This is a genomic window from Pseudomonas oryzihabitans (genome assembly GCF_024652905.1).
GTDB classification, from domain to species: Bacteria; Pseudomonadota; Gammaproteobacteria; order Pseudomonadales; family Pseudomonadaceae; genus Chryseomonas; species Chryseomonas benzopyrenica.
Genome location: NZ_CP102428.1, coordinates 577482 through 603363 on the forward strand (window position 1 = coordinate 577482; position 25882 = coordinate 603363).

The 25882-nt window shown below is 60.0% G+C and carries 24 protein-coding genes and 1 pseudogene; 14 read left to right on the plus strand and 11 right to left on the minus strand.

The annotated features are described in order from the left end of the window. Position 1: 1 nt before the first annotated feature. From NRG74_RS02765 to NRG74_RS24520, 6 genes are all read right to left on the minus strand, one after another. Positions 2–259 (minus strand): hypothetical protein, encoded by a 258-nt coding sequence (locus NRG74_RS02765; RefSeq protein ID WP_144944382.1) that lies wholly within the window; start codon positions 257–259, stop codon positions 2–4. A 9-nt stretch (positions 260–268) separates the two neighbouring features. Next, positions 269–769 (minus strand): integrating conjugative element protein, encoded by a 501-nt coding sequence (locus tag NRG74_RS02770; RefSeq protein WP_144944384.1) that lies wholly within the window; start codon positions 767–769, stop codon positions 269–271. Next, complete coding sequence (locus tag NRG74_RS02775) at positions 766–1344, minus strand: transglycosylase SLT domain-containing protein (RefSeq protein ID WP_186326998.1); 579 nt, start codon at positions 1342–1344, stop codon at positions 766–768. Before NRG74_RS02775 ends, NRG74_RS02770 begins: the two co-directional genes overlap by 4 nt. Then, on the minus strand, positions 1329–2081 hold the full coding sequence (locus tag NRG74_RS02780; protein WP_144944386.1) for a TIGR03759 family integrating conjugative element protein: 753 nt from the start codon (positions 2079–2081) through the stop codon (positions 1329–1331). The genes NRG74_RS02775 and NRG74_RS02780 overlap by 16 nt, the downstream gene beginning before the upstream one ends. Positions 2082–2093: 12 nt before the next feature. Continuing rightward, positions 2094–2798 carry a methyl-accepting chemotaxis protein gene (locus NRG74_RS02785; RefSeq protein WP_144944388.1) on the minus strand — a complete coding sequence of 235 codons (705 nt, stop codon included), beginning with the start codon at positions 2796–2798 and terminating at the stop codon, positions 2094–2096. A gap of 951 nt (positions 2799–3749) precedes the next feature. After that, positions 3750–3962, minus strand: a complete 213-nt coding sequence (locus tag NRG74_RS24520; protein WP_115946590.1) for a DUF7740 domain-containing protein — start codon at positions 3960–3962, stop codon at positions 3750–3752. Positions 3963–4069: 107 nt separating this feature from the next. Between NRG74_RS24520 and NRG74_RS02795 the strand changes: the two genes are divergently transcribed. From NRG74_RS02795 to NRG74_RS02810, 4 genes are read left to right on the plus strand one after another with little or no spacing between them, the layout of a single operon-like run. Next, complete coding sequence (locus NRG74_RS02795) at positions 4070–4504, plus strand: LexA family protein (protein WP_042133106.1); 435 nt, start codon at positions 4070–4072, stop codon at positions 4502–4504. Next, positions 4497–5765, plus strand: coding sequence for a Y-family DNA polymerase (locus NRG74_RS02800; protein ID WP_257705655.1), 1269 nt, complete (start codon positions 4497–4499; stop codon positions 5763–5765). Before NRG74_RS02795 ends, NRG74_RS02800 begins: the two co-directional genes overlap by 8 nt. Before the next feature lie 46 nt (positions 5766–5811). Continuing rightward, positions 5812–6366 carry a Pycsar system effector family protein gene (locus NRG74_RS02805; RefSeq protein WP_144944392.1) on the plus strand — a complete coding sequence of 185 codons (555 nt, stop codon included), beginning with the start codon at positions 5812–5814 and terminating at the stop codon, positions 6364–6366. Then, positions 6354–7679 (plus strand): adenylate/guanylate cyclase domain-containing protein, encoded by a 1326-nt coding sequence (locus tag NRG74_RS02810; RefSeq protein WP_257705656.1) that lies wholly within the window; start codon positions 6354–6356, stop codon positions 7677–7679. Before NRG74_RS02805 ends, NRG74_RS02810 begins: the two co-directional genes overlap by 13 nt. A 15-nt stretch (positions 7680–7694) precedes the next feature. Here NRG74_RS02810 and NRG74_RS02815 read toward each other — a convergent pair whose 3' ends face one another. Then, on the minus strand, positions 7695–8099 hold the full coding sequence (locus NRG74_RS02815) for a DUF6173 family protein (RefSeq protein ID WP_144944394.1): 405 nt from the start codon (positions 8097–8099) through the stop codon (positions 7695–7697). Between the two features lie 195 nt (positions 8100–8294). Between NRG74_RS02815 and NRG74_RS02820 the strand changes: the two genes are divergently transcribed. Both NRG74_RS02820 and NRG74_RS02825 read left to right on the plus strand, forming a co-directional pair. After that, positions 8295–8924 carry a recombinase family protein gene (locus tag NRG74_RS02820; RefSeq protein WP_058786674.1) on the plus strand — a complete coding sequence of 210 codons (630 nt, stop codon included), beginning with the start codon at positions 8295–8297 and terminating at the stop codon, positions 8922–8924. 234 nt (positions 8925–9158) lie between these two features. Beyond that, on the plus strand, positions 9159–9410 hold the full coding sequence (locus NRG74_RS02825; protein ID WP_241493298.1) for a helix-turn-helix domain-containing protein: 252 nt from the start codon (positions 9159–9161) through the stop codon (positions 9408–9410). Positions 9411–9675: 265 nt separating this feature from the next. Here the strand turns inward: NRG74_RS02825 and NRG74_RS02830 are convergent, their stop codons facing one another. Next, positions 9676–10065: a Cd(II)/Pb(II)-responsive transcriptional regulator gene (locus NRG74_RS02830; RefSeq protein WP_437181166.1), complete on the minus strand. Its 390-nt coding sequence runs from the start codon at positions 10063–10065 to the stop codon at positions 9676–9678. Positions 10066–10399: 334 nt separating this feature from the next. On the opposite strand from NRG74_RS02830, the gene NRG74_RS02835 reads away from it, so the two are divergent. Then, positions 10400–12610, plus strand: coding sequence for a heavy metal translocating P-type ATPase (locus NRG74_RS02835; protein ID WP_425326784.1), 2211 nt, complete (start codon positions 10400–10402; stop codon positions 12608–12610). Between the two features lie 372 nt (positions 12611–12982). On the opposite strand, the gene NRG74_RS02840 is transcribed toward NRG74_RS02835, so the two are convergent. Both NRG74_RS02840 and NRG74_RS02845 read right to left on the minus strand, forming a co-directional pair. Continuing rightward, on the minus strand, positions 12983–14410 hold the full coding sequence (locus NRG74_RS02840) for a heavy metal sensor histidine kinase (protein ID WP_184286725.1): 1428 nt from the start codon (positions 14408–14410) through the stop codon (positions 12983–12985). Positions 14411–14415: 5 nt separating this feature from the next. Continuing rightward, positions 14416–15090 (minus strand): heavy metal response regulator transcription factor, encoded by a 675-nt coding sequence (locus tag NRG74_RS02845; RefSeq protein WP_058786670.1) that lies wholly within the window; start codon positions 15088–15090, stop codon positions 14416–14418. 265 nt (positions 15091–15355) lie between these two features. On the opposite strand from NRG74_RS02845, the gene NRG74_RS02850 reads away from it, so the two are divergent. From NRG74_RS02850 to NRG74_RS02865, 4 genes are all read left to right on the plus strand, one after another. Further along, positions 15356–16564 carry a TolC family protein gene (locus tag NRG74_RS02850; RefSeq protein WP_058786669.1) on the plus strand — a complete coding sequence of 403 codons (1209 nt, stop codon included), beginning with the start codon at positions 15356–15358 and terminating at the stop codon, positions 16562–16564. A gap of 47 nt (positions 16565–16611) precedes the next feature. Continuing rightward, positions 16612–17880, plus strand: a complete 1269-nt coding sequence (locus NRG74_RS02855) for an efflux RND transporter periplasmic adaptor subunit (RefSeq protein ID WP_391564147.1) — start codon at positions 16612–16614, stop codon at positions 17878–17880. Positions 17881–17889: 9 nt separating this feature from the next. Further along, positions 17890–21027, plus strand: a complete 3138-nt coding sequence (locus NRG74_RS02860; RefSeq protein WP_058786668.1) for a CusA/CzcA family heavy metal efflux RND transporter — start codon at positions 17890–17892, stop codon at positions 21025–21027. 91 nt (positions 21028–21118) lie between these two features. Beyond that, on the plus strand, positions 21119–21328 hold the full coding sequence (locus tag NRG74_RS02865; RefSeq protein WP_058786667.1) for a hypothetical protein: 210 nt from the start codon (positions 21119–21121) through the stop codon (positions 21326–21328). Between the two features lie 495 nt (positions 21329–21823). On the opposite strand, the pseudogene NRG74_RS02870 reads toward NRG74_RS02865, so the two are convergent. Next, positions 21824–22756 (minus strand): annotated as a pseudogene (locus tag NRG74_RS02870) (ISNCY family transposase); the annotation flags it as partial. 323 nt (positions 22757–23079) lie between these two features. Here NRG74_RS02870 and NRG74_RS02875 point away from each other — a divergent pair. From NRG74_RS02875 to NRG74_RS02885, 3 genes are all read left to right on the plus strand, one after another. After that, positions 23080–23346, plus strand: coding sequence for a hypothetical protein (locus tag NRG74_RS02875; RefSeq protein ID WP_241493296.1), 267 nt, complete (start codon positions 23080–23082; stop codon positions 23344–23346). A 316-nt stretch (positions 23347–23662) separates the two neighbouring features. After that, the gene (locus tag NRG74_RS02880; RefSeq protein ID WP_058786665.1) at positions 23663–23857 is read left to right on the plus strand and encodes a co-regulatory protein PtrA N-terminal domain-containing protein; all 195 of its coding nucleotides are present in this window, start codon (positions 23663–23665) and stop codon (positions 23855–23857) included. A 127-nt stretch (positions 23858–23984) separates the two neighbouring features. After that, a complete protein-coding gene (locus NRG74_RS02885) occupies positions 23985–25829 on the plus strand; it encodes a copper resistance system multicopper oxidase (protein WP_058786664.1) in 1845 nt (614 codons plus the stop codon). The last annotated feature ends 53 nt before the right edge of the window (positions 25830–25882 follow it).

Below are 25882 nucleotides of genomic sequence, written 5' to 3' on the forward strand. Positions count from 1 at the left end.
GTCAGCGCTCCAGCTCGCCAGCGCCTGGCAGCGCCATGTCGGCGGCGTGCTCCTCGCGAATGGCTTCGGCCTCGCTGTGTGGAAGCGCTGCTTCGAAGCGCTCGCAGAGGGTCAGCTCATCATCCAGCGAGCGGCCTGTGATCTCCCCGCCATGAAGGTCGATCAAGACGCCGAGGTCGCCTGCAAGGGCTTCGCGAGCGGCGGCTCCGGCGGGCATACGGATCACCAGCGTCATATACGGGGATAGGGGGCTGGGCATGAGGGACTCCTATTGCTCCAGAGCGGTGGGGGTGATGAGCACGGGGTAGTGGTTGAGCCCGAGGCGGGCAGCCAGGTCATCGCCGACGACGGGGCTGATGGCCAGCCCAGGGGCCCAGCTGCGGATCGCGGCCAGGCGCTCGGCGCTGGCCACATTGACCGCCAGGCCAGCGGCGCCGAGGCGCTGCAGAGTCTCGCCACGGCTTGCCAGCCACTGACGAGACAGGTCGTCATCACCGATCAGGAAAAACGGCTGCAGACCCGGTGCGTTCAGTGCGCGCCCTTGGACGGTGCCGGGGGTGAGCCGTTGCGATCGCACGGGGAAGCCCAGGGCTTGGGCAGGCTCTGGCAGCGGTGCTTGCCGCTGTGCCTGTACCGGCTCCGGGTTCAGGCTCTGGTAGTAGGGCAGGGCAGAGACGCCGCCGCGGTCTTCGACCACGGTAAGACTGGCGGCCTGGGCGGCCAGCGGCAGGGTCACGGTCAGGATGAGGAGCGAGAGGATCTGCTTCATGGGTTCGAGGCCAGCAAGGTCACGCCGGTGACCCGGCTTAGGTGTTTGGCGAAAAGCTCGCGGTACTTGGCAGCGGGGGCGCCGCCAGCAGGACGGTGATAGCGGCCGGCGACGTTGATCCAGTCGCCGCCCTGGGCGCGTAGCTCGGCAAGCATCTGCGCTGCGACTTCCAGGTTTTTGTAGGGGTTGAGTGCCTCACAGGGCGAGACGCCGCGGCCGAAGCGATGGCCGTTCCAGCCCATGTTGACCTGGGCGATGCCGACGTCGACGCGCTTGGCGCCGGCGGTGCTCAGCGCGACCAATAGCGCAGTGCAGGCATCGGCGCGGGTGGCGAAGCGATAGCCCGCGCCGGCGACATTGAGCGTCCAGGGCCAGGGGATCAGTTGTGCGCCCCTGCCGCGCAGTCGGGTACCACTCTCCTGCAGGGCGACCGAGTACAGCACCTCGGAGGGGATGCCCGCCTGGTGGGCGGCCAGTTGATAGGCCGGGGGCGGTGTCTCGGAAGCCTCGGCGCCGATCGCAAGTGCCTGCAGGATCACACCGGCGCCGAGCACCTTGATCATTGCGGTAGCCATTGCCCATTCACCTCGCGGACAACGGCCGGCAGCTCGCCGCCCAGGCCCAGCTGGACCCAGCGACCGGCGTCGTGGTTGAGGGTAATCTGCCGTCCGCGCACCTTGGCCGGATCGACGCCAGCGAGCACCGCCCAGCGGCGGATCCGGGCATCGTCGTTCTGACTGCCGATCAGGTAGAGGTCGAAGGCCTGGCCAGCGCTCTGCAGCGCCTGAACCCGCTCGGTGCAGGCGGCGCAGCTATCGGTCACGAACACGGCGAGCCGCCCATTGCCGCGCACGGCTGGACTTGCCTGGGGCGCTGCCTGGGCGCCGGCCTGCACCGGCTGTAGGTTCGGGTACAGGCGATTCCAGGCGTCGCGGTAGGCCTGTTCATAGGCCAGCTCCTTCTGCACCCGCTGCGCCTCGGCGCGGACCTGCAGCTCGGCGTAGCGGCGTCGCTCGGCATCGGACTGGGCTTCGATGCCCAGGGCGGTGAGCGGATCCAGACCGGGCGAGTAGACGCCACGACTGCCCTGCATCAGGGTCCGGTAGCGTTGGAATTCCTGACTGCTCAGGCCCCATTCCTGGGCGACGGCACTGTCGTTACGCTGGACCGCGCTTTGGCGTTCAGCGCTACCCGTTTCGCCCGAGAAGACTTGGGGGGCGATAAGGTCTGCGGTGAGTGCCGGTGCGGATGGCGAGAGCAGGATGAGGGCGATCGCAAGGCTCGCCGGTAAGAGAGGGGACTGGGGACGCATGAGTTGCCTCTACTACTTGACGGAAAGGGTGCGGGTCGCGCCGTCGACGCTGAACTGCGCCTGGCGGTCATCGAGATTGGCCAGCCGCCAGCGGGTACCGCCGACGTTGTCGCCCGGGCGCACCAGGTAGAGCTCGCTGAGCTGAGTGCTGCCGGGCGGCGCGACGGAGAGGAAGCGCTCACCGCCGCGGTACTCGATGCCGACCACGGTGAAGGGAGGAGGCGTCTCGATCGGCTTGGGCAGCTCGGACTTGCGGGCAGTTGCCGGCGCGCTGCGCTGCTTAGGAACAATCAGCGGCGGCGGTGCTTTGGCAGGCTCCACTGCTTTTCTGCGCAGGTCTCCCAGGTCGTTTTGCAGGCCTTCCAGCTTGGCCTCGAGCACAACCAGGTCGCCAGACTGGGCCATGCCTTGCAGCGCGGTTTGATTGGCGCGCTGGATCTCCACCAGCATGGCCTGGGCGGTATCGATGCGCTGTGATAGGGCCTGCTGGCTCGCCCGGAAGTCCGCATCCTGGACCGGCTTGCCGCCGGCGAAGCCATCCATCTGATCCTGCATCTTGTCCAGACGTTGGGTGATGGCGTGGACCGTGTTCTGGTCAGCTGTGGCGTTCAGGTCGCGATTGACATGGGACAGCTCAACGTAGAGATACAGGCAGGCACCAGACAAGGCGGCAAAGCCAGTGGCGACGAGCGTTTGTGATAGGGAAGGGCGCTTCATAGGAGACCTCGCACAGGATGCCGTGCACGGTCGCAGAAGCGCTGAAGGGGGTCAGTAGGAAACCTTATCCAGGTCTCAGAAGGTTAGGTTTTGAGGTTCAACAGCCCATAGGTCGCCCTTTGGGCGGGTGCTCAGAACGGGCAGGTTATGATGCGCGCTTTGGCTGAGAGGGCTACCAAGGTGCTAGTGATTCGGCTGGAAAAAGGTGGGGTGATCAATCTGGAGCGCCAGGTAAGTACCTCGAACGGGTACGGCATCTGGGAATACCACCGGAGCCAGAGCTCGACTATGTGGGTCCCTGACCATACGCCCTACCGTCATGTGGCTATGAAGCCGGCGGAGCCACAGGCTGGACAGCAGGTGAGCGTGGCGATCTGCCTGCCTGGTACGCCGGAGAATGAATGGAAGCCCTTCCGGGTAGGGATCGCTAGCTTCGACGGAGTCTGATTCGTCTCCCGTTGCTATCGAGATGCCTTCACTTCTTTATGTGGGATGTTGAGCAATGCGATTTAAAGACGAGCTTCGTGATATTGAGCCGATCACGGCCACAGAAATGTACCGAATTGAAGGGCCTCTCCCGAGGTATATACACGTGGAAGGCGCGATCGCAGAGCTCGCTGAGGCTGAAGCGAAAGCCAACACCGGCTTCTTAGAAAAGCTTGGGCGAGGCGTAGGCGTCATCAGATCACAGCCCAGCTGGGAAGACTGGAAAGGATGGGGTGCAGCACGCCAGTTGAAGTGCGCAGCTCTGGCAAGAGCGGGCTGGCACTATGACGAGAGTCACCTGCCCTATGAGCAAGCCGCTCGCGCATATGAGAAGGTACGGCAGGTTCTGCTTTCGCCTCAGTGCAACTCTGCACAGGAGCTGCTGGAGCTGCTCGAAAGCTCCTAGCTGTTCAGGATCGGTAGAGCTCTTGGCCTTGGAGATCCCCTGCCATCGAAATGGCCATGTCATGCATCTAGGTTTCGGGCGATATGGCGGACGAGATCCAGGGGGTACTGGGCCTGAACGACGTTCAGCATCAGGTCGCGCTGCCGCTTAGGAAGAAGCTTTACGCAGCGCCTGGCCGTATCGCGGACGGCACTTTCAGTCCCGTGAATTCTTACCGTCAGCAGCAGAGCTAGCGTGCAGTAGGTCAGATCACGCTGAGTGGGCTTAGGCATGTATAAATCTCCAGTCGTCGGCGACGAGTGACGTCAGATGGACAGCATAGCGATTCCTTTGCTAACTGTATAAATACACAGTCTGACGAAAGGAGGCTCGCCTTGCCATGTCTATCGAATTTGTTGCCAATCTGGCTCCGTCTGAAACAGCCCTACCGGTCTTCCTCTTCCGTGTCCCCTGCGGGTTCCCATCCCCCGCGCAGGACCATCTCGAGTCGGTCATCTCGCTTGATGACCTGCTGAACATCAAGGCCCCGCATACCTATATCGTCCGCGCTACCGGGGACAGCATGATGGGCCTCGGCATCTTCCCGAATGACTTGCTGATCATCACGCGGGCACGTGAAGCGGTGCCAGGAGATGTCGTGGTCGCGGCGCTCAACCGCGAGCCGTTGATCAAGACGTTGCAGCGAAATGCCAGCGGCCAGTACGAGCTGCACTCAGCCAATCGCCATTACAAACCGATCCCTGTACGGGAAGAAGACGAATTCGAGGTCTGGGGCATCGCTACCGATTGCCTGCGGCGCCTCGGTCATGCCTGACCAGGTCTATGCGCTCATTGATTGCAACAGCTTCTACTGCAGCTGTGAGCGAGTATTCAGGCCTGACCTCAACGGGGTGCCGGTGGTGGTCCTCAGCAACAACGATGGCTGTGTCATTGCGCGCAGCGCCGAAGCGAAGCAGCTGGGCATCAAGATGGCGGCGCCATGGTTTCAGCTTCGCGAATTCGCGCGTCAGCAGGGCGTAGTCGCCTTCAGCTCCAACTACGCGCTATACGGCGACATGAGCGACCGAGTGATGCGTACGATCTGCAGCCTGGTGCCCGCGTATGAGATCTACAGCATCGATGAGTGTTTCGCTGACCTCACGGGTATACGGGAGCCGCTGATCGATGTCGGTCGGTCTATCAAGGACAAGGTCTTCCAATGGACACGCATCCCGGTCGGCGTCGGGATCGCCAACACCAAGACCCTTGCCAAGCTCGCCAACCATGCTGCCAAGCGTTGGGTCGATCGTACGGGCGGTGTAGTAGATCTCCGGGATCCAGACCTACGTGACAAGGTGCTGCGCAAACTGCCCGTCGATGAGGTCTGGGGTGTCGGCCGTCGCCTCAAGGTGAAGCTTGAGGCCATGGGTATCCAGACGGCGTGGGACCTCGCCCAGTACGATGCCTGGTCGCTGCGCAAGCAATTCAGCGTCGTCCTGGAGAAGACTGCCCGCGAGCTTCGGGGCGTGCGCTGTCTCGACCTCGAGGAGGTCGAGCCGCCGAAGCAGATGATCTGTAGCAGCCGCATGTTTGGCATCCGCCAGTATCAACTCTCGGCACTGGCCGAGGCCGTGGCCAGTTACACGTCTCGCGCCGCAGAAAAACTCAGAGCACAGAAATCCTTGTGCCAGGTCCTTCGTGTCGGCATTCAGACCGGCATGTTCAATGCCGATCAGCCACGCTATGCCAATAGCGTGACCCTGCAGCTGCCATATCCCACTGATGACACTCGGGTGCTGATTCAGTATGCCCAGTTCGGCCTGGCCCGGATCTATCGGGAGGGGTACGCCTACTCCAAGGCTGAAATCCTGCTAGCCCAAATCTGCCAGCGCGACGAGATCACCGGCGATCTGTTCATGCCAGCGCAGCCTTCCATTGCAGACCAGCTGATGGCCACTCTTGATGCGGTGAACCGCAAGTACGGCCGCGGCACACTGCGCGCAGCTAGAATTCGCGAAGCACCAGGTTGGAGCATGAGACGGGAGTTGCTCAGCCAGGGCTTCACGACCAAGATCGATCAGGTCTGGAAAATTTAGGCGATAATCGCTATGTGTCTATACCACAGGAATCTTGGGGCAGCGTATGACGAGTGAAGACGAGCAAAAGATTCGAATATCAGGGATGTGGGACTGCCTTAAAAGATTTGATGGATATATTAGTGCGGTGAATGTGCGCTGCGGACTGATAGCTTCATTTTCAGTTGCTGTGTTCGGTGGGGTGCTACTGAAGGCGGACCAGTTGATGCACGGTGGTGGTACCGTGGAGCTGTTGATTACGCTGTTCTTGGCCGCAACCGCCCTTGCTGCATTGCTAAGTATCTACTTTGTTGTGAAAACTATCTGGCCAGATTTGCGAACTAATGTTCAGGGGAAAAATAAACCTTCAATTTTCTTCTTCGGCTCGATTGCGGATAATTTTACGCCTGACACTTATGCAGATGCTTTAAGTGGTATAAGTGCTGATGAGTTTCAGAGGGATCTGGCAATTCAAGTTCATGAGGTCGCGACGGTCACTAAGGAAAAGTTTAGGCTTGTATCTAGAGCTAAAACTTGCGTGAATATAATGGTGTTCTTCTTGATCTGCACCGTAGTTCTTGTGGTTTTCAACTCGTTAGGGGTTAGGTTATGCGTAGCTTGAAGGATGTCTATGCAACTGTTCCTTTAGGTGACCTCAAGGTAGGGCGGTCGGTTACTAGGAAGGATGCAGTATTTGATGGTGTGAGCCGTCGAATGGTTTCTGAATCGTATTCGCTAGAAGATATGAATAAGGCCTTTTTGCCAATTGAAGACAACGATTTTGGGATCCAGTCCCAAATTCGGGCTCTGTTTGGGAAAAGGGGGTTTAATAGGAATGTTATTGGTGGGCATCCGCATTTTGTTCATTTGGAGGAGCAAGGTGCTAGAAGTAATGGTTATGTTGTTACTTTATTCATGGATATCAAGGGCTCTACAAAGCTAGGCTTGCTCTATGACGCTGAAACCGTTTTCTTTATAAAGAACCAAATAATTAAATGCGCGATAGAAACAGTCGGTGCATTTGATGGGCACGTGCACAGAATCATGGGCGACGCCGTTTTGGCCTTTTTCCGTTCTAACGGTGAATCGCCTAGGAATTCCGCTATCGATGCCGTGAACTGCGGTGCTTACCTCGTTGAGTTCATGCGGCAGGTCGTCCGTCCAACGCTTGAACAGCTTTCATTGGCCGAAGATGTTGGAATAAGGATCGGCATTGACTATGGGCCTGAAGAGCAAGTTTTATGGGGTATGTATGGGTATCGTGGGGCGTCTGAAGTAACAGCAACTTCCTTTTATGTAGACGTTGCAGCTAAGCTTCAACAGTGTGCGCCTAAGAATCGTGTGATGCTTGGGGCATCCATCCGAGACTTACTAGACCTGCACGAGGGAGTCGTAGAGACACATTATGTTGTTCGAGACGGGGTTAAAGAAGAAGAGCTATATGTAGCGCCTAACTACACTATTCCGGGTGAAGGTGCGATTAACTACAAGAAATATGTTTTGTCGCAAAAGGCTTATTATGATCTCTTACCTAAGCCTGAGTGGGAAGATCGTCCGATCAGGATAAGTGGGACTTTGAAGGCTGGTAAAGATTTGATTTCGGATGATCAATATTATGCATGTAGTAGGCGTATTGATAAGCCGTATGGAATTGATTTCAAGGCGGTCTTCAATCTGTCAGGCTCGTTTGATAAGGTATTGGTAAAATTCAGGGTTGTAAATAATGGTCAGGAGGCTTTAGATAATGCAGGGTCTTCACGTGATGATCATGAGTCTTTTGTAGAGGCAATACAGCGGCCAAGTGGTGAGTATTTTGCTCATCGGTGGGAGAGAACAAACTACGTCGGGTTGCACTATATGTATGTGTCAGTTTGGGTGGCCAGCTCAATGCTCATAAAAGAGCAATGTTATGGTGTGTATGTGGGGCCAGACTGAATTGGGTAGAGGTTTTTATTCTCCATTTAGTGCGCGCATTTTAGCGTCGTATTCGTCCCAGCTAGCAAATCCAATCGGACGCTTAGGCTCTTCTGGGTTGATTCGACGCTGTCTTATCAAAAGAATACTGATCTGAGAGACGTGTTGTACTAGCTCAACCGGGTCGCCATTAGATGTTGTACCAACAAAAGATATCAGTGACGGATTCCAATAGCCAACGCTTGTAAAAGAGAAAGTTACCTCCCTGCCGAAGCTAACAAGCTGCCCTCCGACCTCATATTCGTCACCGATATCTCGGTGGAAGTCGTTCACCCACTGAATGATTCGACGATAAAATTCGTCGGCCAAGTTTTGGTCTTTCGGCAAAATCGGCATGCGGAAAGGCTCAAATACAGGCTGGATAAACTGATTGTCGCTCATGGATATCTCCGAAATAGCGTGCGCGCTAATTACACTATAGCCCCGTTATCATCGTGCGCAATTGCCGTGCGATTAGGGTGTACCTCACGCGCTACACCTATCGGCCTGGCCCAAGGCGTGGCGAAAAGTAGTCAAACAGACCCAAACGACTACGGGTATATTTCGATACGCCAAACGACTACACCGGAGCCCGCCATGTTCGTTCGCGCCTACCTTCGTGCCTCTACTGACGATCAAGACGCCACCCGCGCCCGGGAGGCCCTGCGCACCTTCGCCGCCGAGCACGGGACGCGGATCGCCGCGACCTATGTCGAAAACGCTTCGGGCACTCTGCTGGACCGTCGCGAGCTGCTGCGCCTTCTGGCAGATGCCGAACCTGGGGACGTGCTGCTGGTGGAAGCGGTGGACCGTCTGACACGTCTCGACCGCGCGACCTGGGACCAGTTGCGGGACCGGATCGCCCAAGCGGGCCTGCACGTGGTGTCGCTCGACCTGCCGATGACCCATGCTCTGTTGCGGCCAGCCTCTGCCGGCGCCGATGGGTACCAAGAGTGGATGACGCGCGCGCTCTCGCAAATGCTGCTGGATTTCCTGGCAGCGACAGCCCGGAAAGACTATGAGACCCGCAGGGCCAGGGCGGCCCAGGGAATCCGCAAGGCGAAAGAGGCGGGGGTCTACAAAGGGCGACCGCGGGATGAGAAGCTGCACGCGCGAATTCGCGAGTGCCTGGCCAAAGGTATGTCAGTGCGCGGGACGGCCAGGCTATTGGAGTGCTCGACCAGCACCGTCAATCGGTGCCGGGCGACACAGGAGGCGGCACTGTAGGGCCAGGCACTGGCAATCTGGTAGCCACACCCATAGGGTCTGGCCACCAGGCCCCGGCCAGGTGTCGGGGCCGATTTACCAGAATGGCTACTTATCGGAAGTCGGCGTGTTACGGCCAAATAGTAATGTCGCGATCCAGCCAAATAGAAATGTCCCGATCACCTGTGGCCGCTAGCCTACCGGCTTTGCTAGCGATGCGGAGCGATCAGGATGTCAGCCCACGAGCGGATCACGATGAGCCTACGCGATGTCGATCGTCTCAAGGTCATCCAGGCGGTGACTGAGGGTTTTATCACGCCTACCCGCGCTGCCCAGCGGCTGCAGCTGAGTACACGGCAGGTTCACCGCCTTGTGCAGCGTTACCGGGACACCGGCGTATCAGGGCTGATCTCCAGAACGCGCGGCCAGCCCAGCAATCACCAGTTGCGTCCCAAAGCGCAACCGTCATGCGTCAGTCGATTAGCGCTGAGGGCCTGGCCGCCCTAGTTGCAGCCGGGGCCGCTTGGGATGTGCGTGCTACTCCAGGCCCTGAGGGGCATGGATGGCAGCTACAGGTACGCTACAGCAAAGAAAGCCGACATTTTCCTCTCCGCTACCGGCGCGAATTGGTGAGAGTGTTTCGGTCGCTCGACGCGCTCAATAGGTATGCACAGAGCGTTGGGATACGGGGCTTCAGAGTAGAAAGCTGAAATGGGTGCTCATGCTGCTGCTCAGTGTCTCCCTGCAGAGTTCGGATATATCCAATGTGGGCTCAAGGCTCACTAGTCCTAATAGGCCCTGGGGTATGGAAAGAACAATCCGCTAGCCCTTGCAGAATACCGCAGGACTCGATGGGGCGCGTTCCACCGCACCTTTCACGTAAGGCAGTCATGTGCTGCTTTAGCTGCAGTAATGCCACGATCCGCGCCTCCACCTGCTGGAGATGGGAATCCAGCAGCGCGTTGACCTCGCTACAGTCCTGCCTTGGGTTTTCGCGCAGGCCCTGCAGGGCACGAATCTCGGCATGCGTCATGTCCAGCGTGCGGCAGTGCAGAACGAACTGCAATTGCTCAAGGTGTGCCTTGCTGTACAACCGGTAATTCCCGGCGCTACGTGCTGGCTCCGACAACAGCCCTTCCTTCTCGAAGTAGCGGATGGTCACAACTTCGCATCCTGTGAGCCGGGCTAGCTCCCCAATCCTCATGTCCACTTCGGCCGCCTTGAGTGCTTGACTCTATAGTAACTATAGGGATTGTAATGCTCCCCATTCAACGGTGAAAGTGGGGGCTGACATGAGCGATTGCGGATCAAAGGGGTGCGGTTGCAGCTCGGCTGCGTCAGGCCCTCTTCTTACGCCCGAACCGACGGCCAGCGCCCTGGCCGAGGCTAGGGAAGCTCACTACCTTATTCAGAATATGGACTGCCCCACAGAGGAAGCGCTCATTCGGCGCAAGCTGGGGGGCTTGTCCGGCGTTGTCGGCTTGGAATTCAACCTGATGAAGCGCACGCTGATCGTACGGCACAACCTGCCTTCGCTGACCCCATTGGAAGAAGCCTTGTCAGCGGTCGGTATGCAGGCGGTGCGTCAGGGAGACGACCCGAGCACGCAGATTACCCGTCTTGGCATAGCCCAGATGGATTGCCCTACCGAAGAGACCCTGATTCGGAAAAAGCTCACCCTTCTTCCTGGTGTAGTTGATCTGGACTTCAATCTGATGCAGCGCACATTGACTGTGCGTCATACCGCCAGCGCGCTAGCCAAGGTACTCGATGCGATCCAGTCGCTAGGCTTCGAAGCTCAGGAGCTGGACACCCAGAATTATCGCACTCCACCATCAAGGGCCTATAGCGACTCGACGCCGTGGCTGCCGCTCGGCTTCTCTCTTGCTGCTGCAATAGCCGCTGAGGGCATGTACTGGTATCTAGGTGGCAATCATTGGTCGGTCCTGGTACTGGCGTTGATTGCCATCTCCCTGGGTGGGTTGTCCACTTACAAAAAGGGCTGGATAGCGCTTAAGAACCGCAATCTCAACATGAACGCCCTAATGTCGATTGCCGTCACCGGGGCCATGTTGATCGGCCATTGGCCGGAAGCGGCGATGGTGATGGTGTTATTCGCCCTCGCCGAGGTCATTGAGGCCAAATCGCTGGATCGTGCCCGCAATGCCATCCGGGACCTACTCGATCTAGCCCCCGAGCAAGCCACGGTGCAGCAGCCTGACGGTACTTGGCTCGATGTGGAGGCCAAGCAGGTCGCTATCGGTAGCCGGGTGCGGGTGCGGCCGGGCGAGCGCATCGCGCTCGATGGTGTGCTGCTAGAGGGCGGCTCCACCGTGAGCCAAGCGCCGATCACTGGGGAAAGCCTTCCCGTTGAAAAGGCCCCCGGCGATCCGGTCTATGCCGGCACTATCAACGAGTCTGGATCCTTCGAATATCGCGTCACGGCGGTGGCCGGCAACTCCACCTTGGCACGCATCATCCAAATGGTGGAAGAGGCGCAAGGCAGCCGCGCTCCAACCCAGCGCTTCGTCGATCAATTCGCCCGCTGGTATACGCCTGCCGTTTTCGTGCTAGCAATTGCCGTGGCGGTACTACCTCCCCTGCTTCTGGGCGCAGCTTGGATGGATTGGCTCTATCGGGCCCTGATTCTGCTGGTGGTGGCCTGCCCCTGCGCCTTGGTCATTTCCACTCCGGTCACCATCGTCAGCGGACTGGCTGCTGCAGCACGCCAAGGCATCCTCATCAAGGGTGGCGTTTATCTGGAGGATGGTCGCAAGCTGCGGTGGCTAGCCTTGGACAAGACCGGCACGCTCACCCACGGCAAACCCGAGCAGACCGACGCTATCTCCTTGAACAGCGCCTTGACCGATAGCAGTCGCAGCATTGCAGCGAGTCTCGCTAGCCGCTCTGACCATCCGGTATCCAAAGCCATCGCGAAAGCCGCCGTTGGCGACGGTGTGGTGCTGCGAGAGGTCGGGGAGTTTGCCGCGCTGCCTGGCCAGGGCGTACGCGGTGTAATCGATGGACAGACCTATCATCTTGGCAACCATCGAATGGTCGACGAATTGAGGGGGTGCTCCTCGGACCTGAAACAGCGCATCACGGCGCTCGAAAGCGAGGGCAAGACCGTGGTGATGCTGGTAGGGGCTGACGATGTACTGGCGATCTTCGCTGTCGCCGACACCATCAAGGACAGCAGCCGCAATGCGATAGCCGAGCTGCATGCGCTGGGTATCCAGACCGTGATCCTGACGGGCGATAATCCACATACCGCCCAAGCGATTGCTGCTCAGGCCGGAATAGATCGCGCCCAAGGTAACCTGCTACCGGCCGACAAGCTGCGCGAAGTCGAACAGCTTGCCCAGTCCAGTAAGGTCGGCATGGTAGGAGACGGTATCAACGATGCCCCGGCATTGGCACGCGCCGACATTGGCTTTGCGATGGGGGCTGCGGGCACCGACACGGCCATCGAGACAGCAGACGTGGCCCTCATGGACGATGATCTGCGCAAGATTCCAACCTTTGTGAAGCTCTCTCGCGCCACCGCTCAGGTGCTCTTGCAAAACATCGTGCTTGCACTTGGCCTAAAAGCCGCTTTTTTGCTGCTGACCTTCACTGGGCAAGCAACCATGTGGATGGCCGTATTCGCCGATATGGGAGCCAGCCTCTTGGTAGTGGGCAACGGGCTAAGGTTGCTGCGCCAATAAGCTGGCATTCCTCGTTGATGACCGGGAGGGTTTGAAAGGTGTCCCACGGCAAATCCTCGCGCCAATCACAACTGCAGTTACTGGGTTACCCAGCCTTCGGGCAGGCCGTAAGGTCTGCTTCAGCACCTCGATCGTTTCGGGCGAGATAAGCAGCTTCATGGGCAGGGGTATGTGTACATTCGTATATGCGTAAAAACGAATAAACAGGTTGCCCGAGTATCCTCGCGCTGCTTGCTGCATTGGAAGACGTTGTAGTTCGTCTGCAGAAAGACGCTGGTCGGGAAGTCCTGCATATGCAGCCCTGTCTATAACAGCTCCGGGTTAGTTATTGACATGTCTACGCTGCCATATCGACCAGCATCGTGCTCACACCTATCTATTGGTGGGGGAACAAAGCGCTTCCGCTTCGCCTTGTTCATCAAAGTTGGTTACGGGCGTAACTGCTGGAGGAAATGTCAGCGTGAAGCGCGTCATTCCCTCATGAGATTCGGCATGCACCAGGCCCCGGTGAGAAATCATAATCGCGCGGACGATCGCCAACCCTAATCCACTGCCGCCTGTAGGTTGATCGCCAGCCCGGTAAAAGCGATTGAAGACATTCGATAACTCATCCGGATCTATGGGAGATCCTTGGTTTATCACAGCTGCCCATCCACCACCTTCCTCTTGCGCGGCAAGCTCTACTATCACAGCCGTTCTTGGATAAGCGTGGCGAATAGCGTTTGATAGCAGGTTCGATAGCGCACGCTGGATCATCAACTTGTCGCCCTCGACTTGAAGCTGTCCTTTGACTACCAGCTCTATTTCGCGCGCTTCGGCATAAGCCTCAAACAGGCTACAGACCTTAAGTGTCTCTTGCTCGACGGCCACTTGGCTCAGTGAGGTTAGCGGTTCGTGGCTGTCCAGACGCGCGAGGAGGAGCATGTCCGCGACAATACGGCTCAAGCGGTCCAGTTCGTCTAGGGAGTCCTCCAAGGCCTTTTGATACGTGGCCTCGTCACGCTTCCGGCTAAGTACCATCTGCGTTCGACCTATGAGGATCCCGAGCGGGGCGCGCAATTCATGGGCAACGTCGTCTGCAAAGCGGTCTAGTTGCTGCACGCCCGTATTGAGGCGCTCCAACATCGTGTTCAGCGCGATGGCTAGATCAGCTACTTCTGCAGGCAGATTGGTGTCATCCACTCGCAATGTCAGCTGCCGGGTAGTAATCGCACGGGCAGTACGGCGGAAGTGGCGTAACGGCGCAAGGCCCTGATAACCCGTCCACCACGCCGCGGCGCCAATCAGCAGTAGCAGAATCGGCAGACTTATCAAGGCTGCACGTAGGAAAGCATCCAACAAAAATCTATCACTGCTGCGGTCCTGGCTGAGCAGTAGCTGTAGTGGAGGCAGCGATGGGATGGTCAGGCTAGTCCGGATAGTTAATAGATCGTGGCCGTCATCAGAATGCCAGGCCAACGTCTGGGTGTCTGGCCAACGGCCCGGCCGTAGCTCATCGGCATAGGCATGGGAGCCAAGCCCATACAGGGGTGTGTCCTCTTCCGCCGAAAGCACGGTGACCGACAGCTCATCGTGGCCGAGCAGAGCGTCAGCTAGTACGTGCTGCCAAGGCGCTTTGGTAGGATCTGCAGGACGCTCTTCCAGGCTGTGCTGGATCTGCCCTAATTTGGCTTGCAGCTGGTCAACAGCACGCTTATCAAGCTCCCGCTCTAGAACGCTGTACACCATAACGACCAAGATGATAGCCAGCAGCAAGCCCACGCCTGTGACGATCATCCCCAGGCGCAGGGCGAGGCTCATGGGTCTCATGAACGGCGCTCCATCACGTAGCCAACGCCTCGTACTGTATGTATAAGCGCCTCCCCGAAGGGCTCATCGACCTTCATCCGCAAGCGTCGAACGGCGACTTCCACCACATTGGTGTCACAGTCGAAATTCATGTCCCAAACGCGCGAGATGATCTCGGTGCGGGAGAGCACTTCGCCCTGGCGTTGCATGAGCAGGTGAAGTAGCGCGAATTCCTTGCTGGTCAAGTCGATGCGCTGGTCCCCGCGAAACGCACGATGGCGAAAGGGATGCAGCTCAAGATCGGCCAGGTGCAGGGTATCACTGACCACTCGCGTTTCGCCGCGTCTGAGCAACGCGCGGATGCGGGCGAGCAACTCCGGAAACTCGAACGGCTTGGTCAGATAGTCGTCAGCGCCGGCGTCCAGTCCTCGGACGCGCTCGCTGGTTCGGCTCTGGCCCGTTAGGAGCATCACGCGGGTCTGCTTGCGTCGCCGCAGCAATTCCAGGACCTCCAGACCGTCCATAGTCGGCAGATTAATGTCCAGCAGGATCAGGTCGTAATCCTGCTGCACAGCCAGATGCAGACCATCAATCCCGGTCGCGGCGCGATCAACCACATAGCCATTCTCCGTGAGGCCTTGCTGCAGATAATCCGCGGCGCGGGCTTCGTCTTCCACTATCAGTAAGCGCATCGTCTGTATCAGTCGTGTCGAGGATGTTGCGGAGGCTGAAGCCTGTAGCCGCTAGAGAGTCAAGCGATCAAGCGTGCCGGTATACCTGGACGGCGGCAACTTCCTTACAGCTTTGTAATGTTGGCGTCACCGGAGCGATAGGTGGCGCTCCCTAGAGTCGGCTCCGCTATCACGCGACGATCTCTTCGAACGTCGCGCCTTCTGCACAGGAGTCGCTGCAGTGCCGTTATCCCTTCCATGTCGATATCCCGCCCCATGGCGCCTGATGGGTCTGGCGCTGGGGCTAGGTCTGCTGCTCGCCGGCGGACCGGTCCAGGCCTCATCGCTGACCCTGGAGCAGGCGCTGGCCCAGGCCCTGCGCGACAATCCCGACTACCTGGCGGCCCGCCAGGAGACCGCCGCGGCCGCAGGTGCACGGCAGCAGGCAGGCCTCCTGCCCAACCCGGAACTCGCCTTCGAGGTCGAGGACACGCGCTCTGCCAGTCAGACGCGCAGTCTCACGCTCACCCAGCCCTTTGAACTGGGTGGCAAGCGCGCCGCCCGGGTGGCGGTGGCCGAGGCCAACGCTGGCGTGGTCAATGCGGACCTCGAGGCGCGACGCTATGCCCTCCGGGCGGACGTCATCCAGAGTTTTTACGAGTTGTTACTGGCCGCTGAAGGGGTGCGGCTCGCCGAGCAATCGCAGGCACTGGCCCAGCGCAGCCTGGACAGCTCAGGGGCGCAAATTCGAGCGGGCAAGATTTCACCGGTATCGGGTACCCGCGCGGAGGTAGAACAGGTCACCCAGCGGCTGGAGCTGAGACGCGCACTGCAGCAGCGTGACAACGCGCGGGTGAGTCTTGCCCGCCAATTGGGTGTCTCCGTGACCGAGCTCGGTGAGCCGGTCGGTGACCTGGATCGTCTGCCCGCACCTCCCGGCGAAGCCCTACTGCTGCAGGCGATCCGCCAGACACCGGCGATGCTCAAGGCGCGGCGGCAGGTAGCCGCCGGGGATGCCGACGTCGATCTGCAGCGCAGCCAGCGCTATCCGGACGTGCGGGTGAGCCTGGGCAGCCAATACGACGAGCTCGAGGGGGAGCGGGTCAATCTGGTGGGCTTCTCGCTCCCGCTACCGCTCTTCGATCGCAACCAGGGCAACCTGCTCGCCGCGTCCAGTCGCGCTGACCAGGCCCGGGATCTACAGCGAGCGACCGAGCTGCAGATCCAGGCCGAAACCCTGCAGGCACTGCGCGACTGGCGTAGTGCATCAGCTGACGTCGACGACTTGCGCAACCGGGTTTTGCCGGCGGGCCAGCGTACGGTCGATGACCTAACTCGCGGCTTCTCGCTGGGACGTTTTGCCCAGCTGGATGTGCTGGAAGCCCAGCGCGCCCTCATTGCCGCTCGGGGTCAGTACCTGCTCTCTCAACGTGCGCAGATCAATGCCTGGGCCCGCCTCGAACGCCTCCACGGCTCGCTCTTCACCTCCCCATGACGCTACAGATCCCGGGATCAGACCCGGTGCGGAGTTCTTGCATGACCATGACTTCATTCAGGCCGAGACTGCTGCGGCCGCTGCTGATTGCAGTAATTGGCGGTGGGCTGCCATTCAGTACCATTCAGGCGGGCACCGGTCACGACCACCCCGAACCCGCTGCCCCCCTAATGAAATCGGCAGATGCCAAGGCTGAGGCGACCCAGCCTCGCCCTGCTCTGGACGAAGGCAAAGACGGCCATGACGCGAACGAGGGCGCCCATGGCGAGGGCGAAGAGACGCATGCCGAAGGCGAAGTCGAGCTGAGCGCAGAGCAGATTCGAGCAGCCGGCATCGAAACCCAGGTGGTCACGCCGGTGAGCGTTGGCGCCTCTTTGAGTCTTCCGGGCGAGATTCGCTTCGATGAAGATCGTACCGCTCACGTGGTGTCCCGTACGCCCGGCGTCGTCGAGGAGGTGAAGGCGAATCTTGGAGACCGGGTGCGCAAGGGACAGGTGCTAGCAGTCATTGCCAGCGAGCAGCTTTCCGAGGTGCGCAGCGAGCTGGCGACCGCGCAGCAGCGGCTGCAACTGGCGCGCACCCTGTATGCCCGCGAGCAGAACCTCTGGCAGGAGCGGATCAGCGCCGAGCAGGATCTACTGCAGGCGCGGCAGACACTGCAGGAAGCCGAGATTGCTGTACGCAACGCCCGTCAAAAAGCACAGGCCTTGGGTGGAGCAGCCTCCGCTCAGGGCGGCAGTCGCTACCAGCTGCGCGCGCCCTTCGACGGCGTGGTGGTGGAGAAGCACCTGGTCCTGGGTGAGCGGGTGGACGAAGCCAGCAACCTCTTCACGCTCACCGACCTGTCCCGCGTCTGGGCCACGTTCGCCGTTCCTGCGCGTGACCTCGATCGAGTCACCGTTGGCCGAAAGGTGGAGGTACTCGCGGGTGAGCTGGATAGCCGCACCGAGGGCACCGTGGCGCATGTTGGCAATCTGCTGGGCGAACAGACCCGGGCGGCGACCGCGCGCGTCACCCTAGCCAATCCGGCGGGCGCCTGGCGCCCGGGTCTGTTCGTTACGGTGCGGCTCGATGACGAGCGACGGGCCAAGGTACTTGGCGTGCCCAATGGCGCCGTGCATGTCGTGGAGGATCGCACCGTGGTGTTCGTCCGGACGGCAGACGGCTTTCAGGCGACACCCGTGGTCACCGGGGTCCGGGACAGTGAGCGCACAGAGATTCGTCAGGGCTTGAGCGCCGGCCAGGTGGTGGCCGATCGCGGTAGCTTCATTCTCAAGTCGGAACTGGGCAAGGGCTCGGCCGAGCACTCCCACTAAGGGCGCATCATGTTCGAACGTATTCTTCGCTTCGCCATTGAGCAGCGCTGGTTGGTGCTGCTTGCCACGCTCGGCATCGCTGCACTCGGGATCTACAGCTATCGCCACCTGCCCATCGATGCGGTGCCGGACATCACCAACGTCCAGGTGCAGATCAATGCAGAAGTACCGGGCGCCTCGCCGCTGGAGGTCGAGCAGCGGGTCACCTATCCGCTGGAAACAGCCATGGCCGGCCTGCCGGGACTGGAGCGGACCCGTTCGTTGTCGCGTTCGGGCTTTGCCCAGATCAGTGTCATTTTCGCCGATGGGACGGATCTGTTCTTCGCTCGCCAGCAGGTGAGCGAGCGCCTCCAGGGTGCGCGCGAAGCCCTGCCAGAGGGTGTGGAGGTCAACCTGGGTCCGCTGTCCACGGGGCTTGGGGAAATCTTCCTCTGGACGGTGAAGGCCGCGCCCCAGGCGCGCCGCGCTGACGGCGAAGCCTATACGCTCACCGATCTGCGGGAGATCCAGGACTGGATCGTCAAACCCCAGTTGCGCACCGTGCCCGGGGTGGCGGAAGTCAACACCATTGGCGGCTATGCCAAGGAATATCAGATCGCGCCCGATCCCAAACGGCTGGCAGGCTATCGCATCACCCTAGAGCAATTGGCGATGGCGCTCGAGCGGAACAACGCCAATGTCGGCGCCGGTTTCATCGAGCGCGCCGGGGAGCAGCTGGTGATTCGGGTACCGGGGCAGCTCGCCTCCGTCGAGGATATCGCCACCATCGTGCTCGCTACCGTGGACGGTACTCCGGTACGGATCCGGGATGTGGCCACGGTCGGGGTCGGGCAGGAGTCACGCTCCGGAGCAGCTACCGAAAATGGCGAAGAGGCGGTGCTTGGCACCGTCTTCATGCGGGTGGGGGAGAACAGCCGCGAGGTGGCCCTGGCAGTGGCCGAGCGCCTGGCGCAGATCAACCGCAACCTGCCGGAAGGCGTGCAGGCGGTCGCCGTGTACGACCGCACCACGCTGGTGGACAAGGCGATCGCTACGGTACGCAAGAATCTTGTAGAGGGTGCGCTGCTGGTCATCGCGGTGCTCTTCGTCTTCCTCGGCAATCTGCGCGCGGCGTTGATCACGGCGCTGGTGATCCCGCTGTCGATGCTCTTCACCTTCAGTGGCATGGCCGCGAATCGGGTCAGCGCCAACCTGATGAGTCTGGGTGCGCTCGACTTCGGCATCATCGTCGATGGCGCCGTGGTGATCGTGGAGAATGCCATTCGCCGGCTGGCTCATGCCCAGGAACGGCACGGTCGGGCGCTCGATCGCCGGGAGCGCTTCCAGGAAGTGTTCGCCGCCGCCCGCGAGGCGCGGAGACCCCTCATCTTCGGGCAGCTGATCATCATGGTGGTCTATCTACCGGTGTTCGCCCTGACGGGTGTGGAAGGCAAGATGTTCCATCCCATGGCCTTTACCGTGGTGATCGCCCTGTTGGGCGCCATGTTGCTGTCCATTACTTTCGTCCCGGCGGCCGTGGCGCTGTTCGTCACGGGTCGGGTGCAGGAGAAGGACAATCGGCTGATGAGCGCGGCGCGGCGCGGGTATGCCGTCGCGCTGGATGCAGCCATGCGTCGGCGGCCACTGGTGTTCGCCGGCGCTGGCCTGAGCGTGGTGCTGACGGTGTTGCTGGCCCTGCGCCTGGGCAGTGAATTCGTGCCCAGCTTGAGCGAAGGTGATTTCGCGCTGCAGGCGCTCAGGGTGCCGGGTACCGGCCTGGGGCAATCGGTGGACATGCAGCAGCGCCTGGAGCGCTCCATCCTGGATCAGGTACCCGAGGTGGAGCGGGTATTCGCGCGTACCGGCACCGCCGAGATCGCCGCGGATCCGATGCCACCGAACATCTCTGATAGCTACGTGATGCTCAAGCCGAAGGCGCAGTGGCCTGATCCAGGCAAGTCCCGCGAGCAGCTGATGGCCGAGCTGGAAGCAGCGGCTGCGCGTGTACCCGGTAGCAATTACGAGCTGTCGCAACCGATCCAGCTGAGATTCAACGAGTTGATTTCCGGCGTGCGCAGCGATGTGGCGGTCAAGGTCTTCGGCGACGACATGGCGGTGCTGAACAAGACCGCTGCGGACATCGCCAGGGTGTTGCAGAAGGTCACCGGCGCTGCCGAGGTGAAGGTAGAGCAGACCGGTGGGTTGCCGCTGCTGAGCGTGCAGATCGATCGTGAGCGAGCCGCGCGCTACGGCCTCAATGTCGGTGACATCCAGGATGTGGTCGCAACTGCGCTCGGCGGACGCAAGGCCGGCACGCTTTTCGAGGGCGATCGCCGCTTCGATCTGATGATCCGCCTCCCGGAAGCCCTGCGTAGCGATCCGGCGGTGCTGGCGCGCTTGCCCATTCCATTGCCGGCGGTGGAAGGGCGCGTCGAGTTCATTCCCCTGGCCGATGTGGCGCGCCTGGAAACGGTGCTGGGGCCGAATCAGGTCAGCCGTGAAGACGGTAAGCGTCTGGTGATCGTCAGTGCCAATGTGCGCGATCGGGACCTGGGTAGCTTCGTGACGGATGCCACTGCCGCCATCACGGACCAGGTGCGAATTCCCGTAGGCTACTGGACCAGTTGGGGCGGCCAATTCGAGCAGCTACAGGCCGCCGCCGCCCGCCTGCAACTCGTGGTGCCGGTGGCCTTGCTGCTGGTGTTCGTGCTGCTGTTCATGATGTTCGGCAATCTGCGCGACGGCCTCGTGGTCTTTACCGGCATTCCCTTCGCCTTGACAGGCGGGGTATTGGCGTTGTGGTTGCGGGACATTCCCTTGTCGATCTCGGCCGGTGTGGGCTTCATCGCACTGTCAGGCGTCGCGGTGCTCAATGGCTTGGTGATGGTCTCCTTCATCCGTGGCCTGCTGGAGGAGGGCAAGCCGCTGGATATCGCCGTGCGCGAGGGCGCGCTGGTCCGCCTGCGGCCGGTGCTGATGACGGCGCTGGTGGCCTCGTTGGGCTTCATTCCCATGGCCCTGGCGACAGGCACCGGGGCGGAGGTACAGCGCCCGCTAGCGACCGTGGTGATCGGCGGCATCCTGTCCTCCACTGCCCTGACACTGCTGGTCTTGCCTGCGCTCTACCACAGCGTCCTGCGCCGTCGCGAACAGCCCCCGGCAGGATGACAGGATTGTAATGCGCGGCTCATCCTGGCGTTAGCCGCGCCCCTCTAGAGTGGCTCTTATACCCACGCTGCACTCTAGAAGGAGAAACACCATGACGTTCCTTAAAACTGCCCTGTTTGCCGCCACCCTCGCCGTTGCGGGCCTCAGCTATGCCGCAGATGGCAGCGAGCGCTCGATCTCGCACAACGAAGATTTCCGCGATAGCCAGGCGGCGCTCCAGCAGCATCGAGAGATGCATGAAACGCTGGCGCAGGAAGGGCGTCAGCCGGATAAAGCATCCAACGTCAAAGCGACCAACTGAGGCTACGCGTCTGTTTGGCCGTAGACGATTGATGCCGCGCATCTGAGGCTCGGACAGAAAGCGCCCTGTGGCGCTTTCTGCACACCTAAAAATATACTGCCCTAGAAAAAACCAGCTTCACAGGCACCACCTGCCCCCCTTTTGCCCGCGCTCCAACTTCCTACTCACCCACCCCGCGCGCGACAGAAGGAAGAAGGAAAACTCGAGCCAGAATCTAAAGCATTAGAAAAAGCTGCGGTCCAGCTCAACTCCTAACGCGGAGGTAGGTGAGGCGAATGTTTTGATTGCTTTCAGGCACTCATCATCCCCTTGTAGCAAGTTGAGCAGCCCGAATCGAACACCACCTACCACCACCCAGCGCGTTGAACGTTGCAACCGTGACCTGCACAGTGGACGTTTGCGCCTGCGCACTTTCGTCAGCGGTCCACAACAAGATTACTGCGCCGGTGAGACAGACATTTCTACTTAGTCACCAGAGCGACATTTCTATTTAGCCTTGACAGGCCGGTGCGCATCGAAATCCGAGCGGGCAATTTTACCGAAGCGGCGATTGTAATCGGCCATGAAAAGCGGCAGATAAGCGTTAGCGGCGTCGACGGTGCTGATGTTTCGTAGTCGCAATTCTTTGACCAGGCGATCCTGCAAGGTGAGATGGGCTCGCTCCACGCGGCCCTTAGCCTGGCTGGAGTTGGCGCAGAAGGTATCGATGTTCAGCTCGAACATGGCCCTGGCGAACTGCGTGTGGCCATTGCCACCCTGAGCATCTTTGCTGTTGACTCGAAACACACTGGCCTTGTCGCTGTAGAGCGCCAAGGGCTTACCGTGGTGCTCCAAGTAGGCCCGGGTAGCCTGGAAGTAGCTGAAGGTCGATTCGCTGCGGGTGAAGGCTAGGTGCATCAGGCGACTGGTGGCGTCGTCGATGTAGACCAGAAGGGTGCATGCCGGTGCTCGGTCCTCGTACCATCGATGATCGCTGCCATCGATCTGGATCAGCTCGCCCAGGCAGGCCCGGCGATTGCGTGGCTGGTACACCTTGGGCGGTCGCTGCCGACGCGGCGTCCATAACCCGGCATCCATCATGATGCGCCGGACGGTTTCCTTGGCCAGGCGTAAGCCGTGACATTCAACGAGCTTTTCGGCCGCAAGCGTGGGACCGAAATCCTGGTAGTGCTGCCGGATTAGAGCGGCGGCACGCTGCTCAAGGCCAGGCCGCAGCTGATGATTGCTGGGCTGGCCGCGCTTACGTGAGGTCAGGCCCGAAACGCCGGCGTCCCGGTAACGCTGCACCAGGCGGTGAACCTGCCGGGTACTCAGCTGCAGGCGCTGGGCGGCGCGTGTGGGCGTAAGGAAACCCTCGGTCACCGCCTGGATGACCTTGAGGCGATCGACTTCGCGTAGGCTCATCGTGATCCGCTCGTAGGCTGACATCCTGATCGCTCCGCATCGGCTGCAAAGCCGCTAGGCTAGCTGCCATACGTGATCGGGACATTTCTATCTGGCTGGATCGCGACATTACTATTTGGCCGTAACACCGGCCAGTACGCGACGACTAGGACCTGTCTCTAACCTTCACATGGCGGGAACCGCGGCGGGTATCGAAAAGCCTCACGCTGCAGTACGACAGACGTCTCTATGTCCTGCACGACACGCTACAAGCACGAGCTTTAGCAGGCCGATACGCAGAGATCTATCACTACCCTGACGGCCGGATTGAGGTCCGTTCAGCAGGGATTCTCTTTTCCTACGAGACGTTGGATCAGTTGCCTGAGGTCAGCCAAGGCACCATCGTGGAAAACAAGCGGCTGGGCCACGTCTTGCAGGTCGCGCAGCGGATGCAAGAGCAGCGCGATAGCCGTCGGTCCCAAGCGGTACCTCGCAATCCAAAGCCAACCAAAGCGCAGCGCCAAGAGCCGCCGAAGAAGAAGGCGAAAGATTTCATGCCGGAGGATATCGTGGCTGCCCTCGATAAAAGCCGGCCTCCGAAGCGTAGCCGTCATGCGTCAGTCAATCAGCGCTGAAGGGCTCAGTGCGCTTGTAGCGGCCGGGGCCGCATACGACGTGCGCGCAATTCCAGGTCCCGACGGCCATGGGTGGCAATTGCAGGTGCGTTACAGCAAAGAGAGCCGACATTTTCCTCTCCGCTCTAGACGCGAAGTAGTAAGGGTATTTCGGTCACTCGATACGCTCAACAGGTATGCACAGGGCATTGGAATACGAGGGTTCCGGGTCGAAAGCTGACTACTTTGTAATCCTCGGCTCAGTCTACTGAAAGCTTTCCAGCGCTACCTTGTGGTCCGCGGCATGTGCCGCTGTGTTTGCCTGAGGTGCTTCGTCATGAACCTTTCTAAAGCTGTGTTCCTCGCTCTTGCTTTCACCCTTTCCTCGTCTGCTTTTGCTGAAGGGGGCGCCGATCGCGTCTTCACTCGCATGATGGACGCCCAACAAGCAGCGCAAAGCGAAAAAGCCGAGCCGAGGCTAGCCGGGATGTCTAAAGAAAAAAAGGATGAGGGCGGCAAGGTTTGCTGCTAGTGGAGCGGCCACCTAATGCTTACAGAAATGTAATCGCGCCCTACAAAGCGCTATGACATCTTTCCGCCTAATCTTCTAACTCCTGTGCACGGCGCCACTGCCGTCCTCCCTACCAGGGCCTGCTCGTATGGAATCAAGAACCTCTCGACGTACCTTCGTCAAAGGCCTCGCGGCTGCAGGCATGCTGGGGGGACTGGGCTTGTGGCGTTCTCCCAGTTGGGCAGCAGCTGGCTCAACGGCGCTCAGCACTCTGACGGGCACGGAGTTCGACCTGTCGATTGGCGAGATGCCAGTGAACATTACCGGCAAGCGTCGCACAGCGATGGTGATCAACGGCGGATTGCCAGGGCCCCTTTTGCGATGGAAGGAGGGCGACACGGTGACGCTTCGCGTGCGCAACAAGCTTGATGCGGCCACCTCGATTCACTGGCACGGCATCATCCTTCCGCCAAACATGGACGGGGTGCCGGGCCTGAGTTTCGCAGGCATTGAGCCGGGCGGGATGTACGTTTATCAATTCAAGCTCCAACAGAACGGGACCTACTGGTATCACAGCCACTCAGGCTTCCAAGAACAGGTAGGGGTCTACGGCCCCCTTGTCATCGAGGCGAAGGAGCCCGAGCCTTTCAAATACGATCGTGAGCATGTGGTGATGCTGACGGACTGGACGGATGAAGATCCGGCTTCGCTGATGCGCACGCTGAAAAAACAGTCCGACTACTACAACTTCCACAAGCGCACCGTTGGCGACTTCGTCAACGACGTCGCTGACAAGGGCTGGGCCGCGACGCTGGCGGATCGCAAGATGTGGGCTGAGATGAAGATGAATCCCACGGACCTTGCGGATGTAAGCGGCGCAACCTACACCTACCTGCTCAATGGCCAGGCTCCGAACATGAATTGGACAGGCCTGTTCCGTCCTGGTGAGAAGCTACGGCTTCGATTCATCAATGGCTCCGCCATGACGTACTTCGACATCCGTATCCCAGGCCTGAAAATGACCGTAGTAGCGTCTGATGGTCTTTACGTGAACCCGGTTGAGGTCGACGAGCTTCGTATCGCCGTGGCCGAAACCTACGATGTCATCGTCGAGCCTACAGGCGAGGCTTACACGGTCTTCGCCCAGTCAATGGATCGTACCGGCTATGCCCGCGGCACCCTTGCCGTGCGGGATGGCTTGGTGGCTCCAGTCCCTCCGCTTGATCCTCGCCCCTTGGTCACGATGGACGACATGGGTATGGGCGGTATGGACCATGGCGGCATGGACCACGGCAGCATGAAGGGTACGAATTCGGCGGCCGGTGATGATATGCAGACCATGAGCAGCATGGGAGGCAGCCCCATGCCAGCCATGGACCACAGCAAGATGTCCTCCGTACAGGGCATGGACCACAGCGCTATGGCGGGGATGGACCATGGTTCGATGTCTGGAATGGGCGGCATGACGATGCAAAGTCATCCTGCGAGTGAGAAGAACAACCCGCTGGTCGACATGCAGGCGATGACGCCTACCGCCAAATTGAATGACCCCGGCCTGGGCCTGCGTAACAACGGACGCAAGGTACTCACCTACGCCGACCTCAAAAGCACTTTCGAAGACCCTGATGGCCGCGAGCCAAGCCGTACCATCGAGCTACATCTGACAGGACACATGGAGAAGTTTGCCTGGTCCTTCGATGGGATCAAGTTCTCCGAAGCTCACCCTCTGGTTCTCAAATACGGGGAGCGTGTGAGGATCGTGCTGGTGAACGACACGATGATGACGCACCCAATTCACCTGCACGGCATGTGGAGCGACCTGGAGGACGAGGAAGGCAACTTCCTGGTTCGCAAGCACACCATCGACATGCCACCCGGATCCAAGCGCAGCTATCGCGTCACCGCCGACGCCCTGGGGCGATGGGCCTACCACTGCCATCTGCTGTACCACATGGAGATGGGTATGTTCCGCGAAGTCCGGGTAGAGGAGTGAAGCCAGTGACCGTGTTGAATCGACTCCACGTTTGTTCGCTGCTTGCAGTTACC

Coding starts and splice junctions, on each gene's coding strand:
- NRG74_RS02765 (WP_144944382.1), bottom strand. CDS start 259: ATGCCCAGCCCCCTATCCCCGTATATGACGCTGGTGATCCGTATGCCC.
- NRG74_RS02770 (WP_144944384.1), bottom strand. CDS start 769: ATGAAGCAGATCCTCTCGCTCCTCATCCTGACCGTGACCCTGCCGCTG.
- NRG74_RS02775 (WP_186326998.1), bottom strand. CDS start 1,344: ATGGCTACCGCAATGATCAAGGTGCTCGGCGCCGGTGTGATCCTGCAG.
- NRG74_RS02780 (WP_144944386.1), bottom strand. CDS start 2,081: ATGCGTCCCCAGTCCCCTCTCTTACCGGCGAGCCTTGCGATCGCCCTC.
- NRG74_RS02785 (WP_144944388.1), bottom strand. CDS start 2,798: ATGAAGCGCCCTTCCCTATCACAAACGCTCGTCGCCACTGGCTTTGCC.
- NRG74_RS24520 (WP_115946590.1), bottom strand. CDS start 3,962: ATGCCTAAGCCCACTCAGCGTGATCTGACCTACTGCACGCTAGCTCTG.
- NRG74_RS02795 (WP_042133106.1), top strand. CDS start 4,070: ATGTCTATCGAATTTGTTGCCAATCTGGCTCCGTCTGAAACAGCCCTA.
- NRG74_RS02800 (WP_257705655.1), top strand. CDS start 4,497: ATGCCTGACCAGGTCTATGCGCTCATTGATTGCAACAGCTTCTACTGC.
- NRG74_RS02805 (WP_144944392.1), top strand. CDS start 5,812: ATGACGAGTGAAGACGAGCAAAAGATTCGAATATCAGGGATGTGGGAC.
- NRG74_RS02810 (WP_257705656.1), top strand. CDS start 6,354: ATGCGTAGCTTGAAGGATGTCTATGCAACTGTTCCTTTAGGTGACCTC.
- NRG74_RS02815 (WP_144944394.1), bottom strand. CDS start 8,099: ATGAGCGACAATCAGTTTATCCAGCCTGTATTTGAGCCTTTCCGCATG.
- NRG74_RS02820 (WP_058786674.1), top strand. CDS start 8,295: ATGTTCGTTCGCGCCTACCTTCGTGCCTCTACTGACGATCAAGACGCC.
- NRG74_RS02825 (WP_241493298.1), top strand. CDS start 9,159: ATGAGCCTACGCGATGTCGATCGTCTCAAGGTCATCCAGGCGGTGACT.
- NRG74_RS02835 (WP_425326784.1), top strand. CDS start 10,400: ATGAAGCGCACGCTGATCGTACGGCACAACCTGCCTTCGCTGACCCCA.
- NRG74_RS02840 (WP_184286725.1), bottom strand. CDS start 14,410: ATGAGCCTCGCCCTGCGCCTGGGGATGATCGTCACAGGCGTGGGCTTG.
- NRG74_RS02845 (WP_058786670.1), bottom strand. CDS start 15,090: ATGCGCTTACTGATAGTGGAAGACGAAGCCCGCGCCGCGGATTATCTG.
- NRG74_RS02850 (WP_058786669.1), top strand. CDS start 15,356: ATGGGTCTGGCGCTGGGGCTAGGTCTGCTGCTCGCCGGCGGACCGGTC.
- NRG74_RS02855 (WP_391564147.1), top strand. CDS start 16,612: ATGACTTCATTCAGGCCGAGACTGCTGCGGCCGCTGCTGATTGCAGTA.
- NRG74_RS02860 (WP_058786668.1), top strand. CDS start 17,890: ATGTTCGAACGTATTCTTCGCTTCGCCATTGAGCAGCGCTGGTTGGTG.
- NRG74_RS02865 (WP_058786667.1), top strand. CDS start 21,119: ATGACGTTCCTTAAAACTGCCCTGTTTGCCGCCACCCTCGCCGTTGCG.
- NRG74_RS02880 (WP_058786665.1), top strand. CDS start 23,663: ATGAACCTTTCTAAAGCTGTGTTCCTCGCTCTTGCTTTCACCCTTTCC.
- NRG74_RS02885 (WP_058786664.1), top strand. CDS start 23,985: ATGGAATCAAGAACCTCTCGACGTACCTTCGTCAAAGGCCTCGCGGCT.